At 73.9% G+C, this 25,143-nt stretch carries 19 protein-coding genes; 4 read left to right on the top strand and 15 right to left on the bottom strand.

What is annotated here, in order from left to right; genetic code table 11:
• Together ACWENR_RS05805 and ACWENR_RS05800 are read left to right on the top strand one after the other, a co-directional pair.
• The gene (locus tag ACWENR_RS05805) at positions 1 to 1,773 is read left to right on the top strand and encodes a 2-isopropylmalate synthase (RefSeq protein ID WP_452275904.1); all 1,773 of its coding nucleotides are present in this window, start codon (positions 1 to 3) and stop codon (positions 1,771 to 1,773) included.
• Positions 1,774 to 2,101: 328 nt separating this feature from the next.
• Complete coding sequence (locus tag ACWENR_RS05800) at positions 2,102 to 3,052, top strand: alpha/beta fold hydrolase (RefSeq protein WP_452275903.1); 951 nt, start codon at positions 2,102 to 2,104, stop codon at positions 3,050 to 3,052.
• On the opposite strand, the gene fxsT is transcribed toward ACWENR_RS05800, so the two are convergent.
• The 15 genes from fxsT to ACWENR_RS05725 all read right to left on the bottom strand — a co-directional run bounded on the left by fxsT (position 3,046) and on the right by ACWENR_RS05725 (position 23,434).
• Positions 3,046 to 6,960, bottom strand: a complete 3,915-nt coding sequence (gene fxsT, locus ACWENR_RS05795) for an FxSxx-COOH system tetratricopeptide repeat protein (RefSeq protein ID WP_452275902.1) — start codon at positions 6,958 to 6,960, stop codon at positions 3,046 to 3,048. The genes ACWENR_RS05800 and fxsT overlap by 7 nt on opposite strands.
• Positions 6,957 to 8,168, bottom strand: a complete 1,212-nt coding sequence (locus tag ACWENR_RS05790) for a TIR-like protein FxsC (protein WP_452275901.1) — start codon at positions 8,166 to 8,168, stop codon at positions 6,957 to 6,959. The genes fxsT and ACWENR_RS05790 overlap by 4 nt, the downstream gene beginning before the upstream one ends.
• A complete protein-coding gene (locus ACWENR_RS05785) occupies positions 8,155 to 8,835 on the bottom strand; it encodes a TIR-like protein FxsC (protein ID WP_452275900.1) in 681 nt (226 codons plus the stop codon). Before ACWENR_RS05785 ends, ACWENR_RS05790 begins: the two co-directional genes overlap by 14 nt.
• Before the next feature lie 77 nt (positions 8,836 to 8,912).
• Positions 8,913 to 9,680: an aminoglycoside N(3)-acetyltransferase gene (locus ACWENR_RS05780; protein ID WP_452275938.1), complete on the bottom strand. Its 768-nt coding sequence runs from the start codon at positions 9,678 to 9,680 to the stop codon at positions 8,913 to 8,915.
• Positions 9,681 to 9,748: 68 nt separating this feature from the next.
• Entirely contained in the window at positions 9,749 to 12,022 is a 2,274-nt protein-coding gene (locus ACWENR_RS05775) for an FxsB family cyclophane-forming radical SAM/SPASM peptide maturase (RefSeq protein WP_452275937.1), read from the bottom strand.
• Positions 12,023 to 12,053: 31 nt separating this feature from the next.
• Positions 12,054 to 12,227: a hypothetical protein gene (locus tag ACWENR_RS05770; protein WP_452275899.1), complete on the bottom strand. Its 174-nt coding sequence runs from the start codon at positions 12,225 to 12,227 to the stop codon at positions 12,054 to 12,056.
• Positions 12,228 to 12,324: 97 nt separating this feature from the next.
• Positions 12,325 to 13,227, bottom strand: coding sequence for a DUF4231 domain-containing protein (locus tag ACWENR_RS05765; protein ID WP_452275898.1), 903 nt, complete (start codon positions 13,225 to 13,227; stop codon positions 12,325 to 12,327).
• Positions 13,228 to 13,284: 57 nt separating this feature from the next.
• Positions 13,285 to 13,731: a SitI3 family protein gene (locus ACWENR_RS05760; RefSeq protein ID WP_452275897.1), complete on the bottom strand. Its 447-nt coding sequence runs from the start codon at positions 13,729 to 13,731 to the stop codon at positions 13,285 to 13,287.
• Positions 13,732 to 13,843: 112 nt separating this feature from the next.
• Entirely contained in the window at positions 13,844 to 14,371 is a 528-nt protein-coding gene (locus tag ACWENR_RS05755) for a DUF6244 family protein (RefSeq protein ID WP_452275896.1), read from the bottom strand.
• 213 nt (positions 14,372 to 14,584) lie between these two features.
• On the bottom strand, positions 14,585 to 17,641 hold the full coding sequence (locus ACWENR_RS05750; protein WP_452275895.1) for an FG-GAP-like repeat-containing protein: 3,057 nt from the start codon (positions 17,639 to 17,641) through the stop codon (positions 14,585 to 14,587).
• Between the two features lie 179 nt (positions 17,642 to 17,820).
• Positions 17,821 to 20,919: an FG-GAP-like repeat-containing protein gene (locus ACWENR_RS05745; protein WP_452275894.1), complete on the bottom strand. Its 3,099-nt coding sequence runs from the start codon at positions 20,917 to 20,919 to the stop codon at positions 17,821 to 17,823.
• Positions 20,920 to 21,026: 107 nt separating this feature from the next.
• A complete protein-coding gene (locus ACWENR_RS05740) occupies positions 21,027 to 21,500 on the bottom strand; it encodes a DUF6098 family protein (protein WP_452275893.1) in 474 nt (157 codons plus the stop codon).
• 115 nt (positions 21,501 to 21,615) lie between these two features.
• The gene (trpS, locus tag ACWENR_RS05735; protein WP_452275892.1) at positions 21,616 to 22,674 is read right to left on the bottom strand and encodes a tryptophan--tRNA ligase; all 1,059 of its coding nucleotides are present in this window, start codon (positions 22,672 to 22,674) and stop codon (positions 21,616 to 21,618) included.
• 85 nt (positions 22,675 to 22,759) lie between these two features.
• A complete protein-coding gene (locus tag ACWENR_RS05730; protein ID WP_452275891.1) occupies positions 22,760 to 22,936 on the bottom strand; it encodes a hypothetical protein in 177 nt (58 codons plus the stop codon).
• A gap of 48 nt (positions 22,937 to 22,984) precedes the next feature.
• Complete coding sequence (locus tag ACWENR_RS05725; RefSeq protein ID WP_452275890.1) at positions 22,985 to 23,434, bottom strand: PRC-barrel domain-containing protein; 450 nt, start codon at positions 23,432 to 23,434, stop codon at positions 22,985 to 22,987.
• Between the two features lie 288 nt (positions 23,435 to 23,722).
• Between ACWENR_RS05725 and ACWENR_RS05720 the strand changes: the two genes are divergently transcribed.
• The gene (locus tag ACWENR_RS05720; RefSeq protein ID WP_452275889.1) at positions 23,723 to 24,190 is read left to right on the top strand and encodes a hypothetical protein; all 468 of its coding nucleotides are present in this window, start codon (positions 23,723 to 23,725) and stop codon (positions 24,188 to 24,190) included.
• Positions 24,191 to 24,277: 87 nt separating this feature from the next.
• Complete coding sequence (locus tag ACWENR_RS05715; RefSeq protein WP_452275888.1) at positions 24,278 to 24,556, top strand: SCO4848 family membrane protein; 279 nt, start codon at positions 24,278 to 24,280, stop codon at positions 24,554 to 24,556.
• Positions 24,557 to 25,143 lie beyond the last annotated feature (587 nt).

Below are 25,143 nucleotides of genomic sequence, written 5' to 3'. Positions count from 1 at the left end.
ATGGCAAAGGCGACTTTTCCGGTCGGAGAGGTGCGACAGCGCCCGAGCCGGCTGCCGTACGGGCGGTACGCCCCCGCGGCCGAGGTGGACCTGACCGACCGGTCGTGGCCCGGGCGGCGGATCACGAGGGCGCCGCGCTGGCTCTCGACGGACCTGCGGGACGGCAACCAGGCGCTGCCGCACCCGATGGACGTCGAGCGCAAGACCCGGCTGTTCCGGCTCCTCGTCGCCCTCGGCTACAAGGAGATCGAGGTCGGCTTCCCGGCGGCCAGCCGGACCGAGTTCGAGTTCACCCGCAGCATCATCGAGAACGGCGAGATCCCGGACGACGTGCTGATCCAGGCGATCGTGCCGGCCCGCGAGGAACTGGTCCGGCGTACGTTCGAGGCGCTCGCCGGGGCGCCGCAGGCCATCGTCCACCTCTACAACTCGACGTCGCCGACGCAGCGTCGGGTGGTCTTCCGCGCCGACCGCGACGGCGTGCTGCGTCTCGCCGTCGACCACGCCCGGCTGTGCCGGGAACTCGCCGACGCGCACCCCGGCCGGATCGGCTTCGAGTACTCGCCCGAGTCGTTCTCGCAGACGGAGCTGGACTTCGCGCTCGACGTGTGCGCGCAGGTCACGGACGTCTGGGAGCCGGGGGCCGACCGCGAGATCATCATCAACCTGCCGGCGACCGTCGAGTGCGCGGGGCCGAACGTCTTCGCCGACCAGGTGGAGTGGATGAGCCGCAACCTGCCCCGGCGGGAGCACGTCTGCCTCTCCCTGCACCCGCACAACGACCGCGGCACCGGGGTCGCCGCGGCCGAGCTGGGCCTGCTGGCCGGCGGCCAGCGGATCGAGGGCTGCCTGTTCGGCAACGGCGAACGGACCGGCAACGTCTGCCTGGTCGTCCTGGGCCTCAACCTGATGAGCCAGGGCGTCGACCCGCAGATCGACCTGTCCGACATCGACGCCGTCCGGCACGAGGTGGAGCAGTGCACCGGGATGCGGGTGCCGGAGCGTTACCCGTACGCCGGGGACCTCGTGCACACCTCGTTCTCGGGGTCGCACCAGGACGCCATCAGCAAGGGGCTGCGGGCGTTGGCCGAGGACGCGGCGGCGCGGGGCGCGGCGGTGGCGCGGCACCCGTGGGACGTGCCGTACCTGCCGATCGACCCCGGGGACATCGGGCGCTCGTACGAGGCGATCATCAGGGTGAACAGTCAGTCCGGCAAGGGCGGCGTGGAATACCTGCTGCGCTCCCGCCACGGGCTGACCCTGCCGCGCGGGGTACAGATCGAGATGTCCCGGCTGGCGCAGGCCGTCTCCGACGAGGAGGGCCGGGAGGTGACCGCCGACGAGCTGTGGACGGCCTTCCACGCCGAGTTCCTGCCGGCCGCCCCCGACGTGCAGCTGGTCTCCTACGAGGCGTCGGCGGGCGTCGACGGTCCCGGCACGGTCAAGGTGGAGCTGGCCGTGTGCGGCGAGCCGATCGTCGTCGGCGGCGACGGCGGGCACGGGCTGCTGCCGAGCGTCGCGCGGGCGCTCGGGCAGAGCGGCGTCGCGCCGGTCGTCCTCGACCACGTCCAGCAGGCGTTCACCCTCGACGAGGAGCCCGGCACGCTGACGTACGTGCGGTGCCGGATCGACGGCCGGGCCGTCTGGGGGTGCGGCTTCGACCCGGATCCCGTGGCCGCCGCGCTGCGCGGGTTGTGTGCGGCGCTGCACCGGGCCGGTTGGCGCCCGGCCGCCGCGGACGCGACGCGCCCCGCCCGGCCGCACCGGACCTGATCCGCCCCGCGGCCCGGCCGGAGGCGGGCCCGGGACCGACGCGTCCGGCGGTGCCGGCCCGGAGCCGGCACCGTCCGGGCGTTCGCGTTCCTCGGCGGCCGCGCCGGTGTGCGGCGGCGGCCCGGTCGGCGGCCAGCCGGAAGTTCCAGCCGACGTGGGCCGGTAGGTGTCGTTTCCGACAGATCCGGCCGGTTGTTGTGGCTCGCCATAGCGTCACGACGGGCCCGACCATTAGGCTCATTTGCTGAGTGGGGGCCGCCAGACATCGTCTCTACTCGATTCCGGGTTACGAGTATTGGCTGGTTGTGGCACCGAAGGGCAGGATGGAGTGACCCGAGAAGGCGAGCCAGGGGCCGACTTCGCCACACGCGAGGACAGCAGACGCGTGGCGTACGAGGTGACCGGCGCGCCCGACGGGTTCCCCGTCTTCCTGCTCCACGGCACACCCGGCAGCCGCCGTGGCCCGAAGCCCCGCAGCATCGTGCTCTACCGGATGGGCGTCCGCCTGATCGCCTACGACCGCCCCGGCTACGGCGACTCCGACCGGCGCGAGGACCGGGACGTGGCCGACGCCGCCCGCGACGTGGAGGCGATCGCCGACCAGCTGGGCGTGGAACGGTTCGCCGTCGTCGGCCGCTCCGGGGGCGGCCCGCACGCCCTCGCCTGCGCGGCCGACGCCAGGCTGCGCGGCCGGGTGAGCAGGGTGGCGGTCCTGGTGAGCCTCGCGCCGTGGAACGCGATCGAGCTGGACTGGGTCGGCGGCATGAACACCGGCAACGTCCGCGGGTTCGGCGTGGGCGCCCCCGACACCGCCGCCGTGGTGGAGGAGATCCGGCAGCGCGCCGAGCGGGCCGCCGCGGATCCCCGGCTCCTCCTGGCCGACCTGCGGACGGAGATGAGCGCGGCGGACCGCCGGGCGGTCAACGACCCGGCGCTGCGCCGCCTGATCACCGACACCTACGCCGAGGCCCTCCGCTCGGGCCCGTACGGGTGGATCGACGACGTGCTGGCGTTCCGCCGAAACTGGGCGTTCGATCTCAAGGCGATCGACACCACGGTGACGCCGGTCCGGCTGTGGCACGGCGCCGACGACAACTTCGCCCCGGTCAGCCACGGCCGGTGGCTCGCCGCGCAGATCCCCGGCGCCGAGATGGAGATCCGGCCCGGCGCGGCGCACTTCGACGCGGTCGAGGAACTGCCGCGCATCCTGCGCTGGCTCACCGACCCCGCCTGCGCGCTGACCGGCGACCTGCTGATCGGGGCGCGGCCCGGTCAGTAGGGGTGCGGGTCGAGGACGCGGCGCACGTACCGCCCGTCGCGTAGCAGCACCACGCTGGGGTGGTGCTGCCCGATCCGGTTGGCGAGCCGGTCGGCGATCCGCATCCGGCCGATGCTCACCCGCCCGCCGGAGGCCGCCTGGTTGGCGGTCTCCAGGTTGCCCCGGCTGCGCAGCGTGTCCGGGTGCTCGGGCCCGAGCACCTCGGTCAGCCGCTCCACCACGGCCCGCAGCCGCTCGCGTCCCACCTCCGGGTCGCCGGCGAGCATGGTGAAGACGGCCACGTTGTTGGCCGCGCCCATGGAGAACGGGTGCCGGTCGCCGAGCGTGGCGAGCAGCGCCTCCGCCGTGGCGTCGGTGAGGGACCGGCTGGCGTCCGTGTCGCCGGCGTCCCACAGGGCCACGCCCAGGTTGATCCGGCAGACCAGGGAGTAGGGGTGCTCGGCGCCGAACACGCGGACGAACACCTGCTCCACCTCGCCCAGTTCCGCCAGCGCCCGGGTGCCCTGGCCCTGGAGCATCAGGTTCGCCGTGTGGCTGAGCCAGCTGAACAGGGTGTCCGGGCTGGTCGGCCCGAGGGTGGCGAGCAGCCGCTGGTAGGTCTCGTCGAGCAGGTGGGCCGCCTCGTCGATCTCCCCGGTGCTGCGCAGCGACACGGCCAGGTTGGACTGGGCGGTGAGCACGTCCCGGGAGTGGTCGCCGAAGAGGTTGCGGTAGCCGGCCACCACGTCCCGCAGCAGCGCCACCGAGCCCTCGTAGTCGCCGGTCTCCCGCAGGTCGCGGGCGAGGTTGTTGGCCGACGCGAGGGTGTTGGGGTGCTCCGGGCCGAGGACCACCCGCAGCCGGCGGTGGGTGGCCGCGTCGCCGTCGAGGGCCTTGTCGAACATCCCCATCAGCCGGTAGGAGGCGGCCAGGTTGTTCGCCGCCGTCAGCGTCCGGCGGTGGTCCTCGCCGAAGACCTCGACCGACGCGGCGTACGTGCGCAGGTCGCGCTCCAGGGCCTCCCGGTAGCGGCCGAGCGTGCGCAGGTCGGCCCCGTAGCCGCCGGCGGTCATCAGCGTGTACGGGTGGCTGTCGCCGATCAGCTCCTCCTGCTGGCGCAGCGTGTCCTCGTCGAGCCGGTGGGCCTCGTCGAACCGCCCGAGCCGGCGCAGCAGGTTGGCCAGGTTGAACCGCAGGTGCAGCAGTTGGACGCGCAGCTTGCGGTGCTCCGGCCCGTCCGGTGGCAGCGTCCCCAGCAGCTCCGACCAGACGGCGTCGGTCTCCCGGGCGTACCGCTCGCCCTGCTCGTAGCCGCCGTTGACGTAGATGTAGCGGACCCGGTCGATGACCAGCTGCCGGACGTCGTCGTCCTGGCAGGAGATGGCGTCGGAGCCGTCGAGGTGCGGCCAGAGGATGCGGAACCGCAGCTGGTTCGCCGGGTCCTCCACCTCACCCGGCGGCCGGGAGCCGGCGAGGATCTGGTGCACCTCGTGCTTGGCCGCCGACAGCTCGTCGTCGGACATCCGGGCGCGCAGCGCGGCCTGCAACAGCCGGTGCACCTGCACCCGGTGCGCGTGCGGGTCGAGCTTGATCAGCGCCAGCTTGTTCATCCGCTGCACCAGCGCCGCCGCGATGTCGCGTTCGGAGACGCGGTCCGCGACGCGGGCGGCGACCACCGGGTCGTGCGGGGCGATGACCCGGGCGACCTGGTCGCCGTAGAGCAGGTCGAGGGAGATCTCGGGGGCGAGCACCGACGCGAGCTGCAGGAGACGGTACGCCCCCGGCGAGCCCTCCCTGAGCCGTCGCAGCGGCAGGTCCCAGACCTCGGTCTCCAGGCCGGTGCGGCGGAGCCCGGCCAGGTATTCGTCGACCGGCGTCCGGGTGTCGGCGAGCCACGCCCCGACGGTGGCGACGAAGATCGGGACGTTCTCCACGGCGTCGGCGACCTGCTCGGCCTCGGCGACGCTCAACAGGTGCTCGCCGAGGCGGGCGCGCAGGTGCGCCACGCTCTCCGCCCGCTCGAACGCGTCCACGTCGACCGCCCGCGCCAGGTCGCCCCAGTCCGGGTTGCGGGTGGTGACCAGCACGTGGCCGTTGCCCTGCGGCAGGTACGGCCGGACGTGCTCGTACTGGTCGGCGTTGTCGAAGATGAGCAGCCAGTGCGGCGGCGGGGTGCCGTCGGCGCGGCGCTCGGTCTGGCTCAGCCGCTGCCGCAGGGCGCGGTTGGTCTCCGGCATGGTCGTCTGCGTCGGCAGGCCCAGCTCCTCGCTCAGCTCCACCATGCGCACGTCGACGAACTGCGGCGGGTCGGCCGCGACCCACCAGATGATGTCGTACGCGCCCCGGAACCGGTGGGCGTACTCGATCGCGAGCTGCGTCTTGCCGAGGCCGGGGCCGCCCCGCAACGCGACCGGCGTACCGCCGCCGCCGGACGCCTTCAGCTCCTCCCGGAGCCGGCGCAGCAGCTCCTCCCGCCCGGTGAAGCGGGCGTTGCGGGCCGGCGCGTTGAACACCGCGGCGCGCACCCCGGGGAAGCGGACGGGGCGCAGCCCGGCCGTGCCCGCCGTGCGCCCGACCAGCTTCAGCAGGTGCGCGGCGGCGTCCTCGGCGGTGAGGTCGTGCACGGCGGCCCAGCTGCCGACCGGGACGTCCGGCACGGGCGGGGTGTCGTCGACGTGCAGGGCCAGCCACGCCGACGCGCCACGGTCGCCGTCCGGTTCGCCGAGGGCGCGGCGGGCCGACTGGTAGGCCCGGGAGACCAGCCGCACCTCGCGGAAGGCCGTGCCGGGCGGCACCGGCGCCGCGCCGTCGAGCGTGGTGCCCACCACCCGCAGGTCGGCGGAGTGCAGGACCGACTGCGCCCACTCCGCCCAGACCTGGTCCTCCGGCACGTGCCGCAGCACGATGAGCTCGTCGACCACGGCCGGCTTGCGCTCGAAGCGTTGCACCGTACGGCGGCGTAGCTGGTCGTCCATCCGGGGCAGCCCGGTGATCCTGCCGTTGGTGACGTGGCTGGTCAGCGTCTCGTACGCGGACAGCAGGGTGGTCCGCCCGCCCGGCTCGTCGCCGAAGGTCGCCAGGGTCTCCTCGTACGCGTAGTACGCGCGGTAGGGCACCTCGACGGTGAGCCAGTAGTGCTGCCGCTCGGTCTCCGTCATGCCGCCGGGCAGGCCGGCGAAGCGCTGCATGGCCAGCGCCCGGCCGGCGTCCCGCTTGCCCTTCTCCCCGTCGTCGACCCGCATCGGCACCGGCAGCACCCGCCGGGCCCGGCGCCCCTCGTAGTCGCGGACCCGGGCGGCCACGGCGGCGGCGCCGTCGATGCCCTGGTCGCTGAGGGTGAAGCAGTCCACGAGGATGTCCGGCAGGTGGATCGTGCAGATCTCGGCGACGTCGCTGATGCCGGTGCGGCTGTCGATCAGGGCGTAGTCGTAGTGCCGCTTCATGTCGTCGCGCAGCGCGTCGAAGAACTGCGCCCCGCCGAGCCGGTTGTAGAAGTTGTCCCAGTTCAGGCCGGTCACGCTGGTGGCGTAGTCGGGGTTGTGCCGGCCGGCCAGGAGCAGGTCGAGGCTGCCGCCGCCGGGGAACTCCCAACCCACCGAGAAGGCGTACCGGTGGACGCGCGCGTACTCGCGGTGCCAGTCCCCGGGGCGGGTGGTGTCGGCCCCGTCCTCCTTGCGCCGCCGGGCGTTCTCCCACTCGTAGTCGAGGATCAGGTCCATCACGCCGCCGGTGGTGGCCACCTGCTCCGGGTCGAGGAACGGGGCGTAGAAGCGGTGCAGGCCGGGGGACTCCAGGTCCCAGTCGGCGACGAGCACCCGCTGGCCGTTCGCGGCGAGGATCCAGGCGGTGTTGGCCAGCGCCATGGTGCGGCCCGTGCCGCCCTTGTAGGAGTAGAAGGTGACGACCTGGCCGTCGCGTGATGGCGTCATCGCTCGTCCTTCCCTCGCGTTACGTCGAAAGGCCCCGCCGGCCGTTCGGCCGGGGCGGATCCGGGCGGCAGCTGGGCCGGCCACACCGGACGCAGGCTCGGCTTCGGGGGGTGCGGGCCGTCCGGCGGATCGACCGGGCCGTGCCGCAGGAACTGCTTGCGTGCCTCGGTCACCAGCAGCGGCGCGCAACGCTCGAACTCCTCGATCGCGCGCGCCGGCAGCACCCGGGGGAAACCGGCGCCCTGCAACGTACCGGCGATCGACTCCGGCGTCTGCTCGCCACGCTCGTGGTCGGCGGCGATCACCAGCGGGACGACCCAGCGGGGCAGCCCGGCCAGCGCGGACCGGGCGGCGTCGGCGCCGGTGGCGGCGTCCACCAGCACGACCGTGGGGCTCTCCGGCGCCAGGGCCCGGGCCCGGGCCAGGTCGACGACCCGGGTGGGCAGGCCGAGCCGTTCGGCCGTCGCGGCGACGTAGTCGGCCACCGCCAACTCGTGCTGACCCGCGTAGGGCCGCCAGCGGGCGTGGTCGGTGACGGTGGTGACCACCAGCGCCGGGCCGCCGCCGTCGGTGACGGGATGGCTGGCCAGCGTCGCCGCCCGGGAGCGTGGCAGCGGCTGGGTCTCGGTCACCGTGACGATCCGCTCCGCCAGCGCCGCGAGGACGCTCTCGTACTGCCGCCGGTAGGCGCTGAGCTTGCAGAGCGCGCGCAGGCCGTTCTCGGCGTAGTCGGCGCGGTCGTCGGCGTCGGGAACCAGGTCGAGGGCCCGGGTCGTCTCCGGGCGGTCGCCCCAGGACGGCAGCGGCAGCCACAGCACCGGCAGGAGGTGCCGGTCGGCGCGCGCCGGGCTCAGCCGGGCGAGGCGGCTGCGGAACGACTCGCGCTCGCCGAGGGCCCAGGCGTTGCGGAAGTAGTTGGGCGAGTGCAGCGCCACGAAGACGTGCGCCAGGCTCAACGCCTCGGTCAGCGTCTGCCGGAGGTCCGCCCCCGGGTTGACCAGGCCGTCGAAGAAGCCGGCGTCGAGGTCCCCCGTCCGCGTGGCGCCGCGCCGGACGGCGCCCGCCAGGTCCTGGAAGAACCGGGTGACCCAGTAGTCGGTGTCCGGCCGGGACGCGGCCGACAGCGGCACGGAGTGGGCGTAGCTGAGGAAGAAGTAGCTCTCCCGGCGGGGGACGGCGCGTGCCGAGGAAGGGTCAGACCACGTCACGGCCGACCTCCTCGAACGTGGCGCGCAACTGTCGCACGTCGGTCGGGACCTGCGCCCGCACCCAGTGCGTCTGGTAGGCCCGCGCGACCCGTTGCGCCAGCCGCCAGACCACCGCGTCGTAGGCGTCCTTGCCGTTCTTGCCGAGGCTCAGCAGGCCGTAGATTCCCTCGTCGTGGTATTGCGGGGCGATGTCCGAGGGTAACCGGGTGGGGGTGAACATCTGCCGCCGCGACACGACCTCCGGCAGGCGCCGCCGGTCCACCACCGACCAGTTGACCGGGATCACCGGCGTCTCCCCGACGGTCGGCTCGGCGCCCGGGCGGGTCAGCACCGGCCGCCGGGTGAACGCGTCCCACTCCCGGGCGCACCAGGCGCTGTTGAGGTACTGCGGGGAGATCAGCGGGATGAAGACCTGGCAGTGGCCGGCGGCGAAGGCCAGATCCTCCGTCCACACCTGCCCGCCGTCGAGCATCCGGTCCATGAAGCCGGCCGTGCGGCCGGCGCCGAGGCCGAGCAGCTCCACGACGTGGTCGGAGAGGTCGACGAAGAGCTGGAAGACCTTCTGGTTGGTGTCCCGGGGCGGCGCCGCCACCCGGTTCTTGGTGCGGGCATAGCTGAGGAAGAACACGGGGGCGCTCTCGGCCTCCCAGTACTGTTCCTCTGTCACCTACCGCTCCCGACCGGCGCAGCGAGTCCCGGCTGACCACAGTATCGACAGCCGCCAACCTGCGACCGCCCCGCCCGTCACCGTCGGTGCTCATCCATCCACCCTCGGGCGAAGTCGACCGCCACCCGCAGGCCCACCAGGCGGCACCGTGCGGCGCCGACCCGACCGGTCCGCACCCCGCCGGCGGCTGTCAGCGCCCGGCCGATCAGCGGAAAGTCGCCGTCGTCGAGGTCCGGGGCGCGGAAGTCCCGCCGCAGCCGCCGCCCGTGCCGATCGCGCACATAGCACCGGTACGCGCGCTCCGCGGGCGGCCGGCACTGTCGGTATTCCGCCAGATGGAACGCGGTGCAGGCGGACCAGTCGACGCCGAGCAGCAGCACCACGGCGTCGGCGGCGTAGAGAGCGCCGAGGGGCGAGCGCTCGCCGAGGTGGCAGGCGAGGTCGTGGACGGCGGTCAGCCGGGCCGCCCCGGGGCCGAGGGCGGCGAAGGAGGTCTGCGGGTGCCGGCTGCGCGACGCGCCCGGCTGCCGGCGTACGTGCTCGGCGAAGATCCCCATGCCCTCGGACGGGCTGCGGTCGGGGTCGAACGGCGGGATCGCCGCCTCGGCCGCCGCGACCTCGGCTTCGGTCAGCCCGGCCGTCGCCGCCCTGAACACCCGCGACGTGACGGAGTTGCCGGCCGTCTGGGCCGGTACGACCACAGTGCCCCGGTCGCCCAGCACGTCCCGCAGGGCTGCCAGCAGCGTCGCCGGGCCGCCGGCGACCCGCCCGACCCGGGACAGGGCGCAGTGCACCAGCACGGTGGCCCCCGGCGCGAGCCCCAGCGCGCGTAGGTCGGCGACCAGCGCCGCGCGCCCGAGCCCGGGGCGGCCCGGCGCCGGGCGTGGGCCGGCCCGTCGCGCGGACCTGCCGGTCACGACCACCCGTCCACCGTCGCGCGCATCCGCCGGACGAACCGGTCGCCGGAGGTCGTGAGCACGCCGAGGTCCAGCAGGGCGTCGATCGCCCCGTCGGTCCAGGCGCGGTAGCGGCGGAAGTGGCCCTCGGCATCCGGGCCGGGCCGCCGCCGCCACACGTCGGCGACCGCCAGGTGGGCGTAGACGCCGTGCAGCGCGCCCTCGACCGGGCGGGGGTCGTCCCGCCAGGGCACGGTCAGCGTCCGGGTGTCGTCGCGGTCGAACAGGTCGCAGACGTCCAGCGCCGCGCTGAGCTTGAGGTGCTGCACCTCGTGCACCAGCAGCACGGCGAGGGTGGCGTCGTCGGGCACGGCGGTCACGGCCACCGCGCCGAAGGCCGCGCCGGCGGCGGCGCTGCGGAACCGGCCGGCGGCGTCCGGGCGCAGCGGCACGACGGCCCGCAGCAGGGCCCGGACGCCGGCCGCGTAGTCGGGCGTCTCCGCGCCGACCCGTCGCACCGCCCGCTCCAGCCGCCGTACCCACGCCGTCGCGGCGGCGCCGGTCAGCCGGGGCTCGACCGGTACGTCGTAGCAGTCCCGGTGCGGGTCGGTGTCCTCGAGCAGCAGCCGGTGCCCGTCGACGTGGACCGTACGCACCGGCAGCCAGCCGTCCGGGTCGTCCTCCCGCGCCGGGTCGCCGGGCCGGCCGGCGTCGGGGTCGAACCGCCGGCCGCCGACCCGGACGTCGCCGTCGTCGGTGGCCAGCCGGACGACGCCCCGCTCGGCGTGCCCGGCGATCGCCCCGAGCGTCGGCAGGCTGACCCGCCCGTCGCGTACCGGCACGGGCAGGTCGGCCCGGATCCCGGCGTGCACCGCGGCGGCGGCCGCGACGCAGGCCAGGTACGACAGATCGGCCGTCCCGTCCCGGCACCGCCGCGCCCAGCGCCGCACGAACGGGTGGGCCAGCACGGTGCGGACGGCCTCCGGATGCGCGTCGTCCAGGTCGACGAGCAGCTCCCAGCCGGCGGCGGCGACCGGGTCGGCGCCGGCCCGGTCGCTGAGGGCGACCAGCAGGGCGCGCACCAGCGCCAGGTGGATCGCGGCGAGCTGCTCCGCCGAGCCCGCCGTGCCCGGCCCCGCGGCGAGGTCGTCGAGCACGCGCGGATCGAGCGAGTCGGCCGGGCGGGCCGGCGCGTCGACGGCCGGGGTGGCCGTCACCACCCGGACGAGCTTCAGCAGGTCCGGGCAGTAGACCGACGGGTTGTCGAAGCCGTTGTCCGCGCGGTAGCGGTGGGCGTAGAGCCCGCCGCCGCAGTGCCGGACCACCGGGCACGCGCGGCAGGTCGGGCAGAGCCCGGCCAGGCCCGTCTGCCGGACGGCGATGCCGGGGTGGGCGGCGGCGTCGTCCACCCGGTGCCGGAACACGTCCAGGCCGGTGGCCGCCGCGCCGTCGAAGGCCGACTTGAGCGAGTCGACCTGTTCGAAGCTGCCGTCGGTCTCGACGACCACCAGGTCGGCCGGGCCGAGCCCGACCGCCTCGCTGTGGCTGCCGTGCCCGGAGGCCGTGGAGAGCAGGGATTCCAGCAGGCGGATCGGCACCGGACGCCCGTCGGCCAGCCAGCGCCGGTGGACGGCCAGCAGCCAGTCCGCGTACTGCGTCGCGCGCCCGTCGGGCCGGACGGGCGGGCTGTCCCAGTTGGCGTGCGGCAGCAGGAAGTCGACGTGCGGCGGCTCCTCGGCCAGCAGCGCCTCGTAGACCCGGATCGGGTCGTTGGCGACGTCGACGGTGCAGAGGATGCCCGCGTAGACGGCGCGGTAGGCGGGGCTGCGCAGCAGCGACAGGGCCCGCAGCACCTGACGGTGGCTGCTCGCCCCGTTGGCGTGGCGGCGGTGCCGGTCGTTGGCGGCCCGGTCCCCGTCCAGCGAGATCCCGACCTTCACGTCGTGGGCGAGCAGTACGTCGCAGATCTCCGGGGTGAGCAGCACCCCGTTGGACTGCATCCGCAGGTCGAGGCGGGCCACCGGACCGATCGCACGCCGCAGGGCGGCGGCGGTGGCGTCGAGCCGGGCGGCGCCGGCGAGCAGCGGTTCGCCGCCGTGCAGGACCACCCGGACCGCGTCGAGCCGGTGCGTCGCGGCGTGCTCCGCGATCCGCCCCGCGACGGCCGCCACCGTCGCGGGCGCCATCATCCGGGGCTGGCGTCGCCAGGACTGGTCGGGGTGTTCGTAGACGTAGCAGTGGTCGCAGGCGAGGTCGCAGCGACTGACCAGCTTGAGCACGTACTGCGTCAGCGGGGCGACGCGCCCGGCCGCCCCGGCCGGATCAGATCGCAGAGATGAAGGCCGCGACGTCGACACGGGCCGGACGGTCCTCCCTCCGGGTGGTCGCGCCGGCGACGGACCGGGCCCGGTCGAGGGAGATCCGGCCGAGCGGGGTGCGCCGGAGGTCGTCCAGTGGCGGCGGGGTCGGATCGGGCTGGCGTACGGTGCGATCCACGTCGGTTCCCCCATTTGAGTCGGGAGTGGACGGACGGCCGTCCACGGCGACGGTCAACGACGACTATCGACGATGCTATATGGCACAGCGGGTGATGTCACTGCTGCGCTGCGCCATCCTGCTCGATCACCTTCGCCATCCACCCCTCGTTGGAGAGCGAGATGATCCGCTCCGCCTCGGCGACGAACGCGTCGTCGTCGGTCCAGCCCCGTCCGGCCTCGCGGGCGATCCGCAGCCGGACGAGCTGGTCGGCGGTCCGCGCGTACTCGATCTGGTGGTGTTCGTGCTGCTGGGCGGACCCGTAGCCGACGAGCGCCGTGGTGACGGCCGCCGCGACGCCGATCCAGGCGGTGAGCCCGAGGTTGTCGCCGAGCACCCCGACCGTCGCGGAGACCGCGGCCGCGGCGACCGTGAGCGCCGTGCTGGCGTACCGGATCCGCCGCGCGGCGCGACCCATCCGGCGGGCCTGCGGCAGGTAGTAGCCGTCCACCTGTCGCTGCAACCGCTCCGTCAGGTATGTCGCCACGTCGGAGACGGCCGGCAGGGGCCGGGTGGCCGGCGCCGCGTCCACGGTGCGGCCGACCAGGTCGCCGGCGTCGTCCATGAGGGCGTCGAGCCGCCCGAGCAGGACGGCGTCCCGGTCGGCGCCGACGAACGGGACGACCCCGGCGAGGTAGCGGTAGGTGTCGGCCTTCAGGGCCTCGGAGACCGACCGGAGCCGGGTCCACGCGTGCACGGCGTCGCGGGAGGCCCACCGGCCCGCGACCGGCACCAGGAGCAGCGCCGCCGCCGCGACGATCGCGAGCGCCCGACCGGCGGCGTGCTGGGTCTGCCCGAGCTGGTTGGCCAGGGTGCCGCACACGGCGGCGCCCACGGTGAGCGCGGCGACGGCCAGCCGCGCCCGGGTGATGGCGCGCTTCGCCGCGCCGGCCGCCCGTGACCAGGCGGCCTGCCGCTGCCAGACCGTCTCGACCGCCACCGAGGTATCGAAGCCCGCCATCCTCCGGATGGTAGGACGGCGACGCCCGTGCCCGGGGCGGCCCGGCCCGTGTCGGGCTCAACGGGGCAGGAAGCTGTCGTACTCCTCCTCGTACCAGTCGGCCTCGTTGTGCCGGCGGACCGTGCCCGCGACGCGGGTCAGCATCAGCCAGTCGTCGTTGAAGAGCAGCGCCGCGTCCTCGGTGCGGTCGGCCAGGATCCGGCCCACCGTACGCATCATGTGGGGCCGGCCCTTCTCGGCCAGCACGTCCTTGCGCATGTGGAAGTCGACGTCCACGTAGGCCTCCGGCTCCCACACCCACCGGGCACCGTCGTCCTCGGCCTCGTAGTAGCCGTGGCGACCGGCGACGATGCCGACCACGTAACCGCACTCGTCGGTCAGGTCGGCGCTCAGCAGGCGATTGCCCGCAGGCGTCGGGGTCTCGCTCGCACTCGGAGCGGCCAACTGTGCCAACTGCTCCAACGGGATCTTGCCGGCGAGCGTGAGACGGTAGGTGATCGACATGTGCTCGGCCTTCCTCAGGTGCGCCTCAGGAACTGGACGATAGTGCCGTTCCGGGTCACTGCCGCCAGTTCCTCCAGCCCTGCTACCGGCCAGTCGTCGAACTGCTTCCGGGTCAGTTTCCCGACGAACCGAGCTGCCGCGCCGCGGCCACCGCCGTGTCGACGGCCTGCCTGGCGGGGCCGGTGCGCTGGATCATCAGTACGAGCACCTGCTTGACGTTCTCCAGACCCTGCACCAACGGTCCCGGCTGGCCGCCCTGGAGGACGCCGGTGACGAGCCGCTTGGCCTCGTCGAGCTGGGCGATGGTGGCGCTCGTCGCGTCGCGCATGCCGTCGATCGCGCTCGCGACGGGAGTCAGCCCGGCGATCGTCTCGTCCGGGGTGGCCTCCTGCGGCACGGCCGCGGTCGCCCGGGTGGCCTCGCCGATCGTGGTGGCGACGCCGCCCAGGCCGCCCCGGATTCCGGCGATGGCGTCCCGTACCCGCGCCATGCCGACCGCGACGGCGGCGAAACCGGCGCCGGCGGCCCGCAGCGCCACCTCCTGTGCCTGGTTGTCGGCGGCGGCCGCCAGCCCCTGGGCCCTGTCGACGCCCGCCGTCAGCGCGCGGAGTTCCCCGGTGATCTTCTCGATGTGCGACACGCCGCCGAATCCCCGATCGAAGACAGTAAGGAAACCCGAAGCTGCAACCTAGCCGCAACCGTCCGTGGCCACCAGGCCGGCCGACCGGTCCGGAGCCGCGCCACGACAGGCGGTCGCCGCCCACGTCGGGATCCGGAGGGCCGACCGGGAGGTCCGGGACGGGGACCGCCCCCGGTCGCCGTGGGCGGCCGGGGGCGGTCGGGTGCCGGTCGGTCAGATGATGATCTTGTACGTGTTCCAGCCGCTGCCCCGCTGCACGCGCGGTGCGAAGGACCCGTTGCCGAGCCCCGCGTAGTACCAGAGCAGGCCGTCCGCGTCGCGGGCGACGAGGTCGTTGCGGCCGTCCTGGTTGAGATCGCCGATCGGGACCACGGAGTTGTAGATGTTCCAGCCGGCGTAGACCTTGACGCGGGCGTTCCAGCCGGTGTTGCCGTTGCTGAGGTAGTGGTACATGACGCCGGTGGAGTCGATGCCGAGCAGGTCGCCGTGGCCGTCGCCGTTGAGGTCGCCGGCGCCGGTGACGCGGGGGTAGATGTTCCAGCCGGAGCCGACCTGGACGCGGGGGTTGATGGCGCCCTTGCCGGTGGTGGTGTAGAGCCAGAGTTTGCCGTCGGTGTCGATGCCGAGGATGTCGTGGTGGCCGTCGCCGTTGACGTCGCCGGGAGCGACGATCGACCGGTACATCATCCAACCGGCACCGAGGCTGGCCGTCTTCCCCAGGCCGTAGTTCATGTAGCCGGCGCCGAGGTGCGCCTTCATGCCCCCGTTGCCGTCGCGCACGAGCAGGTCGGGATAGCCGTCGCCGTCGTAGTCGCCGAACGGCACGAGCGCGGACGTACGCTCCGCGCCGGTGCAGCTCAGGCACCAGTTGTCGGTCCACCCGTTGTTCAACAGCTCGCCGGTCGGCTCCCCGCCGTTGGTGTCGCCGTACCAGTGGCCCGCGCCCGTGGACTTCACGCCGAGCAGGGACGGGCTGCCGGTGCAGTCGACCACCCGGAACGCGAAGGAGCCGCAGGTGACCAGCAGGTTCCCGGCCCCCAGCGTCGTCTCCGAAGCGCCCTCGGTGGTGCCGTGCACCGTCCAGCGGTAGCCGCCGCTCGGGGCCGCCGCGCCCGACGGGAGCCGGCCGTCCCAGCGCACGTCGAGCCGGTCGCGCGCCGCACCGCCGGTCCGCTGCGCCACCACCTCGCCGGTCGACTTGCGGGCGACGGTCACCCGCCACGACGACAGCGGCCGGGTCGGGTGGAACGCGCCGGTCCAGTACCGGCCGTCGTCGGTGGCCGCCCGCGGGTTGCTGCCCGCGTTCGTGGCCGCCCGGCCGATCCCGGGCGCGGTGCCCGGGACGCCGGTGTCGACGACGTGCACGGCGTTGTCGCCGTCGACGTACGCGACCCCGCGCCCCTGGCGGTCCACGGCCCAGCTGTGGCCCCGGCTGTCGGTGGCCGTGCCCCGGGCCAGGCTGGCGAGCGTGACCGGGGCGTGGACGGTGCCGTCGTGGAAGGCGGTCATCCGCAGGGTGGCGGCGGCGGTGTCGTGCTGGACGAGGAAGCCGTCGCCGAGCAGGGCCGGCCCGGCGGGCACGGTCAGGTTGGCGCCGGTGTGGAGGTCGTGGACGCCGGCGGGGCCGGTGGCGCCGCAGCTCCACCACAGCCAGCGGGCGCTGGTCTGCACCTCGGTCGGTACGCAGGCCGCGCCGGTGGACACCGTCCGCTGCGCCGTCAGGCCCGGCAGGCTCAGCTGCTGGAGCTGGCCGTTCGTGCCCGTGGCGGTCCACAGCGTGTCGAACCAGAGCGCCGCCGCCCGGATCGGGCCGGTACGCAGGATCTTCGTCTCCGCCAGGTGCGCCACGTACTGCGTGGCCGGGGAGCCGCCGTCGACCACCGCGTACTCGTCCATGGCGTCGACCAGCCGCGCGCCCGTCGTCGGGACGACCATGGACAGGTCGCCGACCCGGCGCGTGCTGACCATCGTCTGGCCGTTCACCTCGCGCAGGTAGGTGGTGCCGTCCTGGGCGCCGTCGACGACCCGCACGCACCGCGCCTCGCCCGGGCAGCGGACGGAGTAGACGCTGAGGGTGCCGCCCTGCTCGGGCACGGCGCCGGCGGCGTCCGGCGCGAGGGTGTGGTTGAAGAGCGCGAAGTGTGTCTCGCCGGTGCTCGGCAGCACCTGGGTCTGCAGGTGGCGGACGACGCCGCGCCGGAACGTGAGGCCCGCGTTCTCGACCGGGTCCCGCACCGGCAGCACCGATGCCGGGCCGGGCTCCCCGGCGGCGAACCGGTGCACCGCCCAGTCGCGGGAGGTGGAGCCGCCGACCGCCAGGGCGGTCCCGTCCGGCCCCTGCACCAGCGAGTCCTTGGCCTGCGCGCGGGGCAGCACGGTCGTCCGCGCGGTGCCGTCCAGCCCCACGGTGACGACCGAACCCTCGGTCGCGCCGGACGCGGGGTCGAGGAGGACGACCACCCGGTCGCCCAGCACCGCGGCGCTCGACCAGGCGCCGGCGACGGTGGCGGTCCGGGCGGCGGTGTCCGCGCCGGAGACGAGGCCGCCGCGCGAGTGGACGCGTACGGTGCCCGAGCCGATCCACGCCACCGTGTCGCCCGAGAGCCGGAAGGCGGTTGGTGCGGCCGGGGCGGCGCCGGGGATGGGCACGACGCGCGCGGTGGCGATGTCGAGCAGGCCGTACCAGCGCTCGCCGTCGGCGCCGACGGCCGGGACGACCACGGACGTGGCGTCGCCGACCCGCGCGTCGTCGAGGTAGCTGCTGCCGGCCGGCAGGCCCGTGACCGGCCGGGTGTCGGTGACGGTGCCCTCGGGGCCGACCGTCCGGATCTCCAGCCGCATGTCCGGGTGGCGGACGAGGATCGAACGCCCGAAGACCCCGAAGAGGGTGCCCTCGGTCGGTCGGGGCCAGTAGTCCCAGGTCCGGTCGCTGAGGTCGTACACGCCGAAGCGGGTGACGTCGTCGACGGGGTGCCTGCTCCAGACGGAGACGGCGTCGCCGCCGGCCGGGCGGATGTCCCAGCTCTTGTAGCCGTTCAGCCCGCTGGCCTGGACCGTCGCGCCCGTGTCGTACCGGGTCCAGTGGTGGTTTGAGGACGAGTTGTGCTGGTGCAGGAAGCCGGACGCGCCCGCGAGCAGGATCTTCTCGACGGGCAGTACGGTCGGCTCGGATTCGGGGATGACGGCTGTCTCGCGGGGGGCGACGCCGGTGTCGGCGGCCGCCGGCGTGGCCGGCACGGTCAGCAGGGCGAGGGCGAGGGTGGTCGCCACGGCGCCTGCCGGAAGACTGCGGCCCAAAGAGATCCTCCTGATGGGGGCTGCGCACAGACGCGCTGGAGCCTACCGGTGGGGACGGACGTGAATGCGTCGCCGAACGGGTGGAATCCCCGCCGCGACGGCGACCGCCCCCGGTCGCCGTGGGCGGCCGGGGGCGGTCGGGTGCCGCTCGGTCAGACGATGATCTTGAATATGTTCCAGCCGCTGCCGGCCTGCACCCGGGCGGCGAAGGAGCCGTTGCCGAGCCCGGAGTAGCGCCAGAGGACGCCGTCGGCGTCGCGGGCGACGAGGTCGTTGCGGCCGTCCTCGTCGAGGTCGCCGATGGCCACGACCGAGTTGTAGATGTTCCAGCCGGCGAAGACCTTGACGCGGGTGTTCCAGCCGGTGTTGCCGTTGCTGAGGTAGTGGTACATGACGCCGGTGGAGTCGATGCCGAGCAGGTCGCCGTGGCCGTCGCCGTTGAGGTCGCCGGCGCCGGTGACGCGGGGGTAGATGTTCCAGCCGGAGCCGACCTGGACGCGGGGGTTGATGCCGCCGCGTCCGGTGGTGGTGTAGAGCCAGAGTTTGCCGTCGGTGTCGATGCCGAGGATGTCGTGGTGGCCGTCGCCGTTGACGTCGCCGGGCGCGACGATCGACCGGTACATCATCCAACCCGCGCCCAGGCTGACGGTGTTCGCGCCACCGAAGCCCAGCTGACCGGTGCCCAGGTGCGCCCTCATGCCCCCGTTGCCGTCACGGACGAGCAGATCGTGGTAGCCGTCGCCGTTGAAGTCGCCGAACGGCACCAGGGCCGAGGTCCGTTCGGCGCCCGTGCAGCTGAGACACCAGTTCTCGGTGTATCCGTTGCTGTAGAGCTGGCCGGGCGTGGAGGTGGGCCGGGTGCCGTACCAGTGGCCGTCGCCCGTGGACTTGACACCGAGCAGGCCCGGCCCGCCCGAGCAGGCGTACCCACGGTACGGGAACGTGCCGCAGTGCACGACCAGCTCGCCGGAGCCCACGGTGACCGGGGCTGCGGAGTCGGTGAGGGTGCCCTTCAGCGTCCAGGTGTACGCCCCGTTGAGCGCCGCCTGCCCCGACGGCAGCCTGCCGTCCCACCGCAGGAAGGCCGAGGTCCGTGACCTGCCGCCGCCGGCGCTGTGCACCACTTCGCCCGTCCACCTGCGGGTGACCGTCAACTCCCAGCTCCACAGCGGACGGGTCGGCCGTACGTCCGCCTGCCAGGCGAGGCCGGTGGTGCCCGGATACACCGCGTCGCTCGCGGTCACGCTGCCGAACCCGGGGGCGGTGCTCGGCACGCCGGTGTCGACGACGTGCACCGCCCGATCGGCGTCGGCGTACGCGACGCCGGAGCCGTGCCGGTCCACCGCCCAGGTGACGCCGCGACCGTCGGCGGGGACACCGGCGGGCAGGTCGGCGAGCTTCACCGGGGCGTGCACGGTGCCGTCGTGGAAGGCGGTCATCCGCAGCGCGCCGGTGTCGTGCCGGACGAGGAAGCCGTCGCCGAGCAGCGCCGGCCCGGACGGCACCGTGAGGTTGCCGCCGTCCCGCAGGTCGAGGACGCCGGCGGGGCCGGTGGCGCCGCAGGCCCAGTAGATCCAGCGGGCGCTGGTCTGCACCTCGGTCGGCACGCACGCCACACCGGTCGAGATCGTGCGCGTGGTCTTGCCGGTCGACAGGTCGACCGCCGTGAGCTGGCCGGCCGTGGCCGTCGCGGTCCACAGCGTGCCGTACCAGAGCGCGGCTCCGCTCTTCGGCGCGGTGCGGACCACCTGGTCGGAGCCGACGTCGACGACGTGCTGCTCGTTCGACGCGCCGTCGGCGACGATGAGGTGGGAGGTGGCGGCGTCGAGGATCCGCCCGCCCCTCGTGGGCAGCGGCACCTGGACGTATCCGCCCGCGGCCTGGTCCAGCGTGAAGGCGGTGTCCGTCGTGGCGCTCGGCACCAGGTAGGCGGCCCCGGCGGCGGCGCCGTCGACCAGGCGTACGCACTTGACGTCCGGCGCGCACGGCGCCGGGGTCAGGCGTGGCAGGAACCGCTCCCCGGGCGTGTAGCGCGGATCGGGGAAGACCGGGTGGTTGGCGACGACGTACTCGGTCGCGCCGGTCTTCGGGGACACCTGGGACTGCACGTGCCGGACCAGGCCCTGGCGGTAGCTGATCCCGGCGTTCGCCACCGGATCCCGCACGGGAAGCACCGGCGTGACGGTCGGTGTGTCACCGGGCCGCCCGGTGATCCGCCGCACCGCCCAGTCCGAGGGGCCGGAGCCGCCGACGACCAGGGCCGTTCCGTCCGGGGCCTGGACGAGCGCCTGGAGACCCCAGGAGATCTTCGGCAGCAGCGTGGGGCGGGGCGCGGTGGTCTGCACCGGCACGTAGGTCGCCGGGAAGTACTCGCCGGTGTCGCTGGTCTGGCTCCGGCTGATCACCAGCCCGCCGTCCACGACGACGGTGCGGAGGAGGCTGTCCTGCGGGACGGTCACCAGCCGGGCGGAGGTGTCCGCGCCGCTGGTCAGGCCGCTGCGGGAATAGAGATGATATTGCCCGCTGCTCGACATCCAGCCCACGGTGTCGCCGGAGAGCCGCCAGAAGCTCGACGGGACGCCGTTCGGGATCCGCTTCACGGTCGCGGTGGCGAGGTCGAGCAGCCCCATCCGCTGCCCGCCGTCGGCCTGGTAGCCGATCACCACCGAGGTCTCGTCACCGGCCGGCGGCAGCCCGCTGGGCAGGGCGTCGGCCGGGATGCCGGTCACCGGCGTCGTCGTCCACGTGCCGTCGCCGTCGGGGCTGCGCAGTTCCAACGTCACGCCGGTGAGCGGCGGGGTGCGCAGCAGCATCCGCCCGCCGTAGACGCCCCACACGATGTGGTCGGCGGGAATCTCCCACTGCTGCCAGCTCAGGTCGGCGAGGTCGAGCACGCTGACCTTGCCCGGCGCCGGCCGCGCGGGCACCTGGGCGGTGGTGTAGACGCTGTCGCCGCCGGCCGACTTCAGCGCCGAGGGCTGGACGCCGGCCAGCTCCTCGACCCGGACGGTCCGGCCGGTGTCGTAGCGCGTCCACAGGTAGTCGAGGGAGCTGTCGTGCCGGTGCAGGAAGCCGGTGCGGCCGGCGAAGAAGACCGCCTCGTGGGCGGGCACCGTCGCGTCCGCCGGCGGAATGACGGCGACCTCGCGCGGTGCGGTGGGGGTGTCGGCGGCGGCCGGCGTGGCCGGCACGGTCAGCAGGCCGAGGGCGAGGGCGGTCGCCAGGGCACCTGCCGGAAAGCTGCGGCCCAAGAAGTTCCTCCTGATGGGACGGCGCGCACAGATGCGCCGGAGCCTATCCGGAGGACCCACGGCGCACGCGCCGCCGAACGGACGAATCCCGGGCACCCGGCCGGGGCTCAGTCGGCCCGGTGCAGCGGCCCCCACTCCGCCGACGCCTGCGCCTCGACCGCCCGGTCCGCCTCGCGCAGCGCCCGCTCCGACACCCAGGCGACCGGGCGGCGGCAGTGCACCAGCGGCTCGTTGTCCGGCCCCCGGCCGCACTGCTCCCCGACGAGCACCCAGGGGCGTACGCCCGGGCCGCGCAGCTCGCGCAGGTGGCGGTAGTCGTAGAGGCGTCGGGCCACCCACAGGCGCAGCGGCCGGTCGCCCCACCACGGCTCGACCGCGAGCGGGTTCGCGGAGAGGCCGGGCAGCTCGATGCCGGTCAGCGCGTCCCTGCTGGACTGCCCGGGCCCGCGCGAGCCGAACAGGTCCGCGTCGGGGCCCAGGGACCACCGGACGTACAGCTCCTCGTCGGGGTCGGCCTTCCGCAACACGTCGACGAGCTGGTCCAGCCCGTCGACGACCGGCATCACCGCCTCGTGTCGCACGCCGCCCATGGTCCTCCACATGCCCCGGCGGCGGCCGGCCATTCATCCCTATTCGTCGGCGCGGCGTCCGGCCCGGAACCCGGCGGTCGCGGTTCCGGGCCGGCGCGTACGACGATCAGGCCGGCGTGGTCGCGGCCCGGCGGCGCCGCTCGGCCCGGCGCCGCACCTGGGTGTACGCGCTCGTCAGCCCCATCGCCCGGCGGGCCTCGACGACCGTCTGCCGCACCTCGCGCCGGGTGCGCTCGGTGCCCTCGACGATCAGCTCGTCGACGAACCCCGGGTCCGCCTCGAACCGCGCCCGGCGCTCGCGGATCGGGTCGAGGAAGTGGTTGAGCGCGACGGCCAGCTTCTCCTTGACCTCCACGTCGCCGACCCGGCCGGCCCGGTACCGGTCCTTGAGGTCGTCGACCTGCCCCCGGTCGGGGTTGAAGATGTCGTGGTAGGCGAAGACCGGGTTGCCCTCGACGGTGCCGGGCACGTCGGCGCGGACCCGGTTCGGGTCGGTGTACATCCCCATCACCTTCCGGCGGACCGTCGCCGGGTCGTCGGAGAGCGAGATCGCGTTGCCCAGGCTCTTGCTCATCTTCGCCCGGCCGTCCGTGCCGATCAGGGTGGGCGTCTCGGACGCGATCATCTCCGGTACGGGGAACACCTCGCCGTAGAGGTGGTTGAAGCGCCGGGCGACCTCCCGGGTCACCTCGACGTGCGCCGCGTTGTCCCTGCCCACCGGGACGACCTGCCCCTTGACGCAGAGGATGTCGGCGGCCTGGAGGACGGGATAGCCGAGCAGGCCGTACGGCATCTCCTCCTTGCCCGCGTCACGGGCCATGTCCTTGAGTGACGGCACCCGCTCCAGCCTCGGCACGGTGACCAGGTTCTGGAAGAGGGTGTTCAGGTCGCCGACCTCCGGGATCGCCGACTGGAGATAGAAGACGGCCCGCGCGGGGTCGACGCCGGACGCCAGGACGTCGGTGACCATCTCCCGGGCGTTGACCGCGACCCGCTCGATGTCCTCGCGGGTGTTCCGCGTGGTGAGCATGTGCAGGTCGGCGATGATGAAGAAGCTCTCGTAGCGCTGGTGCAGGCGCACCCGGTTGGCGATGCTGCCGACGTAGTGGCCGAGGTGCAGCCGCCCGGTCGGGCGGTCTCCGGTGAGCATGCGTGGAACAGACACGGTGACAGGGCCTTTCGTGCGTGACGGACGAGGCGCGCGGTGGCGGGCCGGCCGGGAGGTCGTCCCGGGATCGGTCGGGGTCGGCTCAGTGAGCCGACCGCCATCGCCCGCCGTCGCGGAACCGCAGTCCGCCGGCACGAAGGAGGTCGATCATCTGCTCGCGGCCGTCGCCGGAGCTGGTGGGGAAGGTGGTCACGACGCCGATGGGGAGGCCGTCGACCAGGTCGACGGCCTCCGGCGCATAGCTCGTCGGCCGGACCACGTCTCCCACCGTAACCGGTCCGCCGCCCGTGCGGGGGTCCCGCGGCGCTCAGGCCCGCTGGTAGGTGTCCCGGTAGTAGTCGCCCACCCGGTCCCGGTAGTCGCGCTCCCGGTATCCGTCCGGGTCGAAGGCCGGCGACTCCTTGACCTGCTCCCTGGTGCGGTCGACGTGCACCGTGCGGTCGAGATGGTCCACCCGCGTCACCGTGCCGACCGGCAGCAGCACCTTGCGGCCGAAGATCCACGGCCCGGTGTCGACCACCAGCCAGGGGGCGTCGGTGTCGTCGCTGGCCTCGTCGATCGCGCCGATCCGCCCGTCGGTGGCCTCCACCCGGTAGCCGACCAGGTCGACCGGGGTGCCGGGGCCGGGCGCGTCGGGCCCGTCGCCGGCGCCCTCCCGCGCCTCGGGCGGCGCGGCGTCGGGGCTGGTGCGGGCGTACCCGCCGGCCAGGGCGGACGGGTCGCGCCAGGTCCAGGGGTTGAACGTCGACGGCTGCACTGGTCACCTCCGATGAGGGTTCGTCGGTCGCGTAAATCAGTGCCCCTCCCGCGCCGGCGGGAAACAAGTCGGCAATTATCGGTTCACAAAAAATGTACGGGTGCGAAGTACGTCATATTCGTCGCCCGCCGGGGCTCGACGGTGTCGCGCCGCAGGTCGGCCTGCTCGGAACTGGGGGTCAGCACACCGGCCGGCAGTGCGGAATGTTCCCTGGGCACATTCGCGGGACGGCCCCCGCCGACAATTCTGGTCCCGTATCCGTCGGAGGTAGAAAAGAGGGAGACGCAGATGTACCGCACCATTCGCCGGTTCGGGGTCGTGCTCGCCGTCGCGGTCGGGCTCGTCGCCGGAGGCGGCGCCGCCGCGCAGGCCGCCGTCGCCAACCCGGTCACGCCGCAGTCGCTCTGCGGGCTCGGCTACGTCGTCCAGGACCAGGACCCGATCCGGCACGCCCAGACCGGCACCCGGCTCGGCACCGTCTACCTGATGTACAACCCGATCGTCGGCTACGGCTGCACGGTCACCGTCAAGTCCGCGCACGCCGGCACCCTGACCCGCACCCAGGTCTACCTGGCCGCCCAGCACCTGCCCACCCGGGTCGACGACGGCGACCGGCTCTGGGCCGCCGGCCCGGCCCGGGCGTACGTCAAGGGCGGTTGCGTCATCTGGGGCGGCTTCATGGCCGACCCGACCGGCACCATCCACCACCACGACCGGGCGAACCCCGCGATCGGCGGCATCGGCACCTGCTTCTGACGCGACGGGAGGCCCGCAGACCCGGGCGGGCCTCCCGCTCGCCGGCGCCTGACCAGCGCGGAGGCTGCGCTGGCATACTCGGCAGCCATGGTGCTGTCGCGTGGCTGGGCGCTCTTCCTCACCGGGGTCGGGATCTGGACCTGGGTGATCTGGCCGAGATTCGCGGTCGCCATCTGGAAGGACCCGCGCTCCTGGTCCACCGGCACCGTCGGCGACTTCCCCGCCACCGGGTTCCTCTGGGTGCACGCCCTGCTGATCGCGGCGTCGTTGGCCATCGGTACGACTGTCGGCGTGCTCGGCGTCCGCGCCTGGCGGGCCGCTCGGCGCGCCGCCCGATCGCCAAAGGCTGCTGACCAGGCAAGATAGCCGGGCGGTAATGGTGTGACGGGGGACGCTACCCCCGGATTTGACGTTCAAACCCGCAGACGCGTAACTTTCTCTCTGCCAGCGCGGAACGGGGCAAACAGGGCGAAGGTCCTGGAGCGCCGAGCCGGACTGGCGCCGGGTCAGGCAGGAGGTCGACTCCTGGGTGACGCGGACCGGGCGGGGCCCGCCGGATCTGCCGCGAGGCGGACTTGGCGGAGCGAAGCCGACCGGGTATGGTTCGACGCCGGCAGGAAACCGGGCGAGCTCGCGGAGTTCCGCAGAGCGGCCGGTCTGCCAAATCCGATGATCTGGCGCAGCGGGACACCGTTGCGTGCGTTCGTCGGGACCGACCCGTACGAAGCACGACAGACCGGGACAAACGGTTTGACACGGCGGGGACGGTGAGGTAACGTAGTAAAAGTGCCCGGCGCGAGAGCGGCGGGGACGCGAACGAAATGCCCCGGGTCGGGGGCCCCACGGTGTGGGGTTTCCGGGCGGTGTGTGGTTGTTCTTTGAGAACTCAACAGGGTGCTTGATAAGCCAGTGCCAAATTGATTTATACCCCGGGCTGGTCGGAGCTGTGGTTT

The sequence above is a fragment of the Micromonospora sp. NPDC004336 genome, assembly GCF_053602615.1.
This window is presented reverse-complemented; position numbering and strand designations above follow the sequence as displayed.

Coding starts and splice junctions, on each gene's coding strand:
- ACWENR_RS05805 (WP_452275904.1), top strand. CDS start 1: ATGGCAAAGGCGACTTTTCCGGTCGGAGAGGTGCGACAGCGCCCGAGC.
- fxsT (WP_452275902.1), bottom strand. CDS start 6,960: ATGACGCCATCACGCGACGGCCAGGTCGTCACCTTCTACTCCTACAAG.
- ACWENR_RS05765 (WP_452275898.1), bottom strand. CDS start 13,227: ATGGCGGGCTTCGATACCTCGGTGGCGGTCGAGACGGTCTGGCAGCGG.
- ACWENR_RS05760 (WP_452275897.1), bottom strand. CDS start 13,731: ATGTCGATCACCTACCGTCTCACGCTCGCCGGCAAGATCCCGTTGGAG.
- ACWENR_RS05720 (WP_452275889.1), top strand. CDS start 23,723: ATGTACCGCACCATTCGCCGGTTCGGGGTCGTGCTCGCCGTCGCGGTC.
- ACWENR_RS05715 (WP_452275888.1), top strand. CDS start 24,278: ATGGTGCTGTCGCGTGGCTGGGCGCTCTTCCTCACCGGGGTCGGGATC.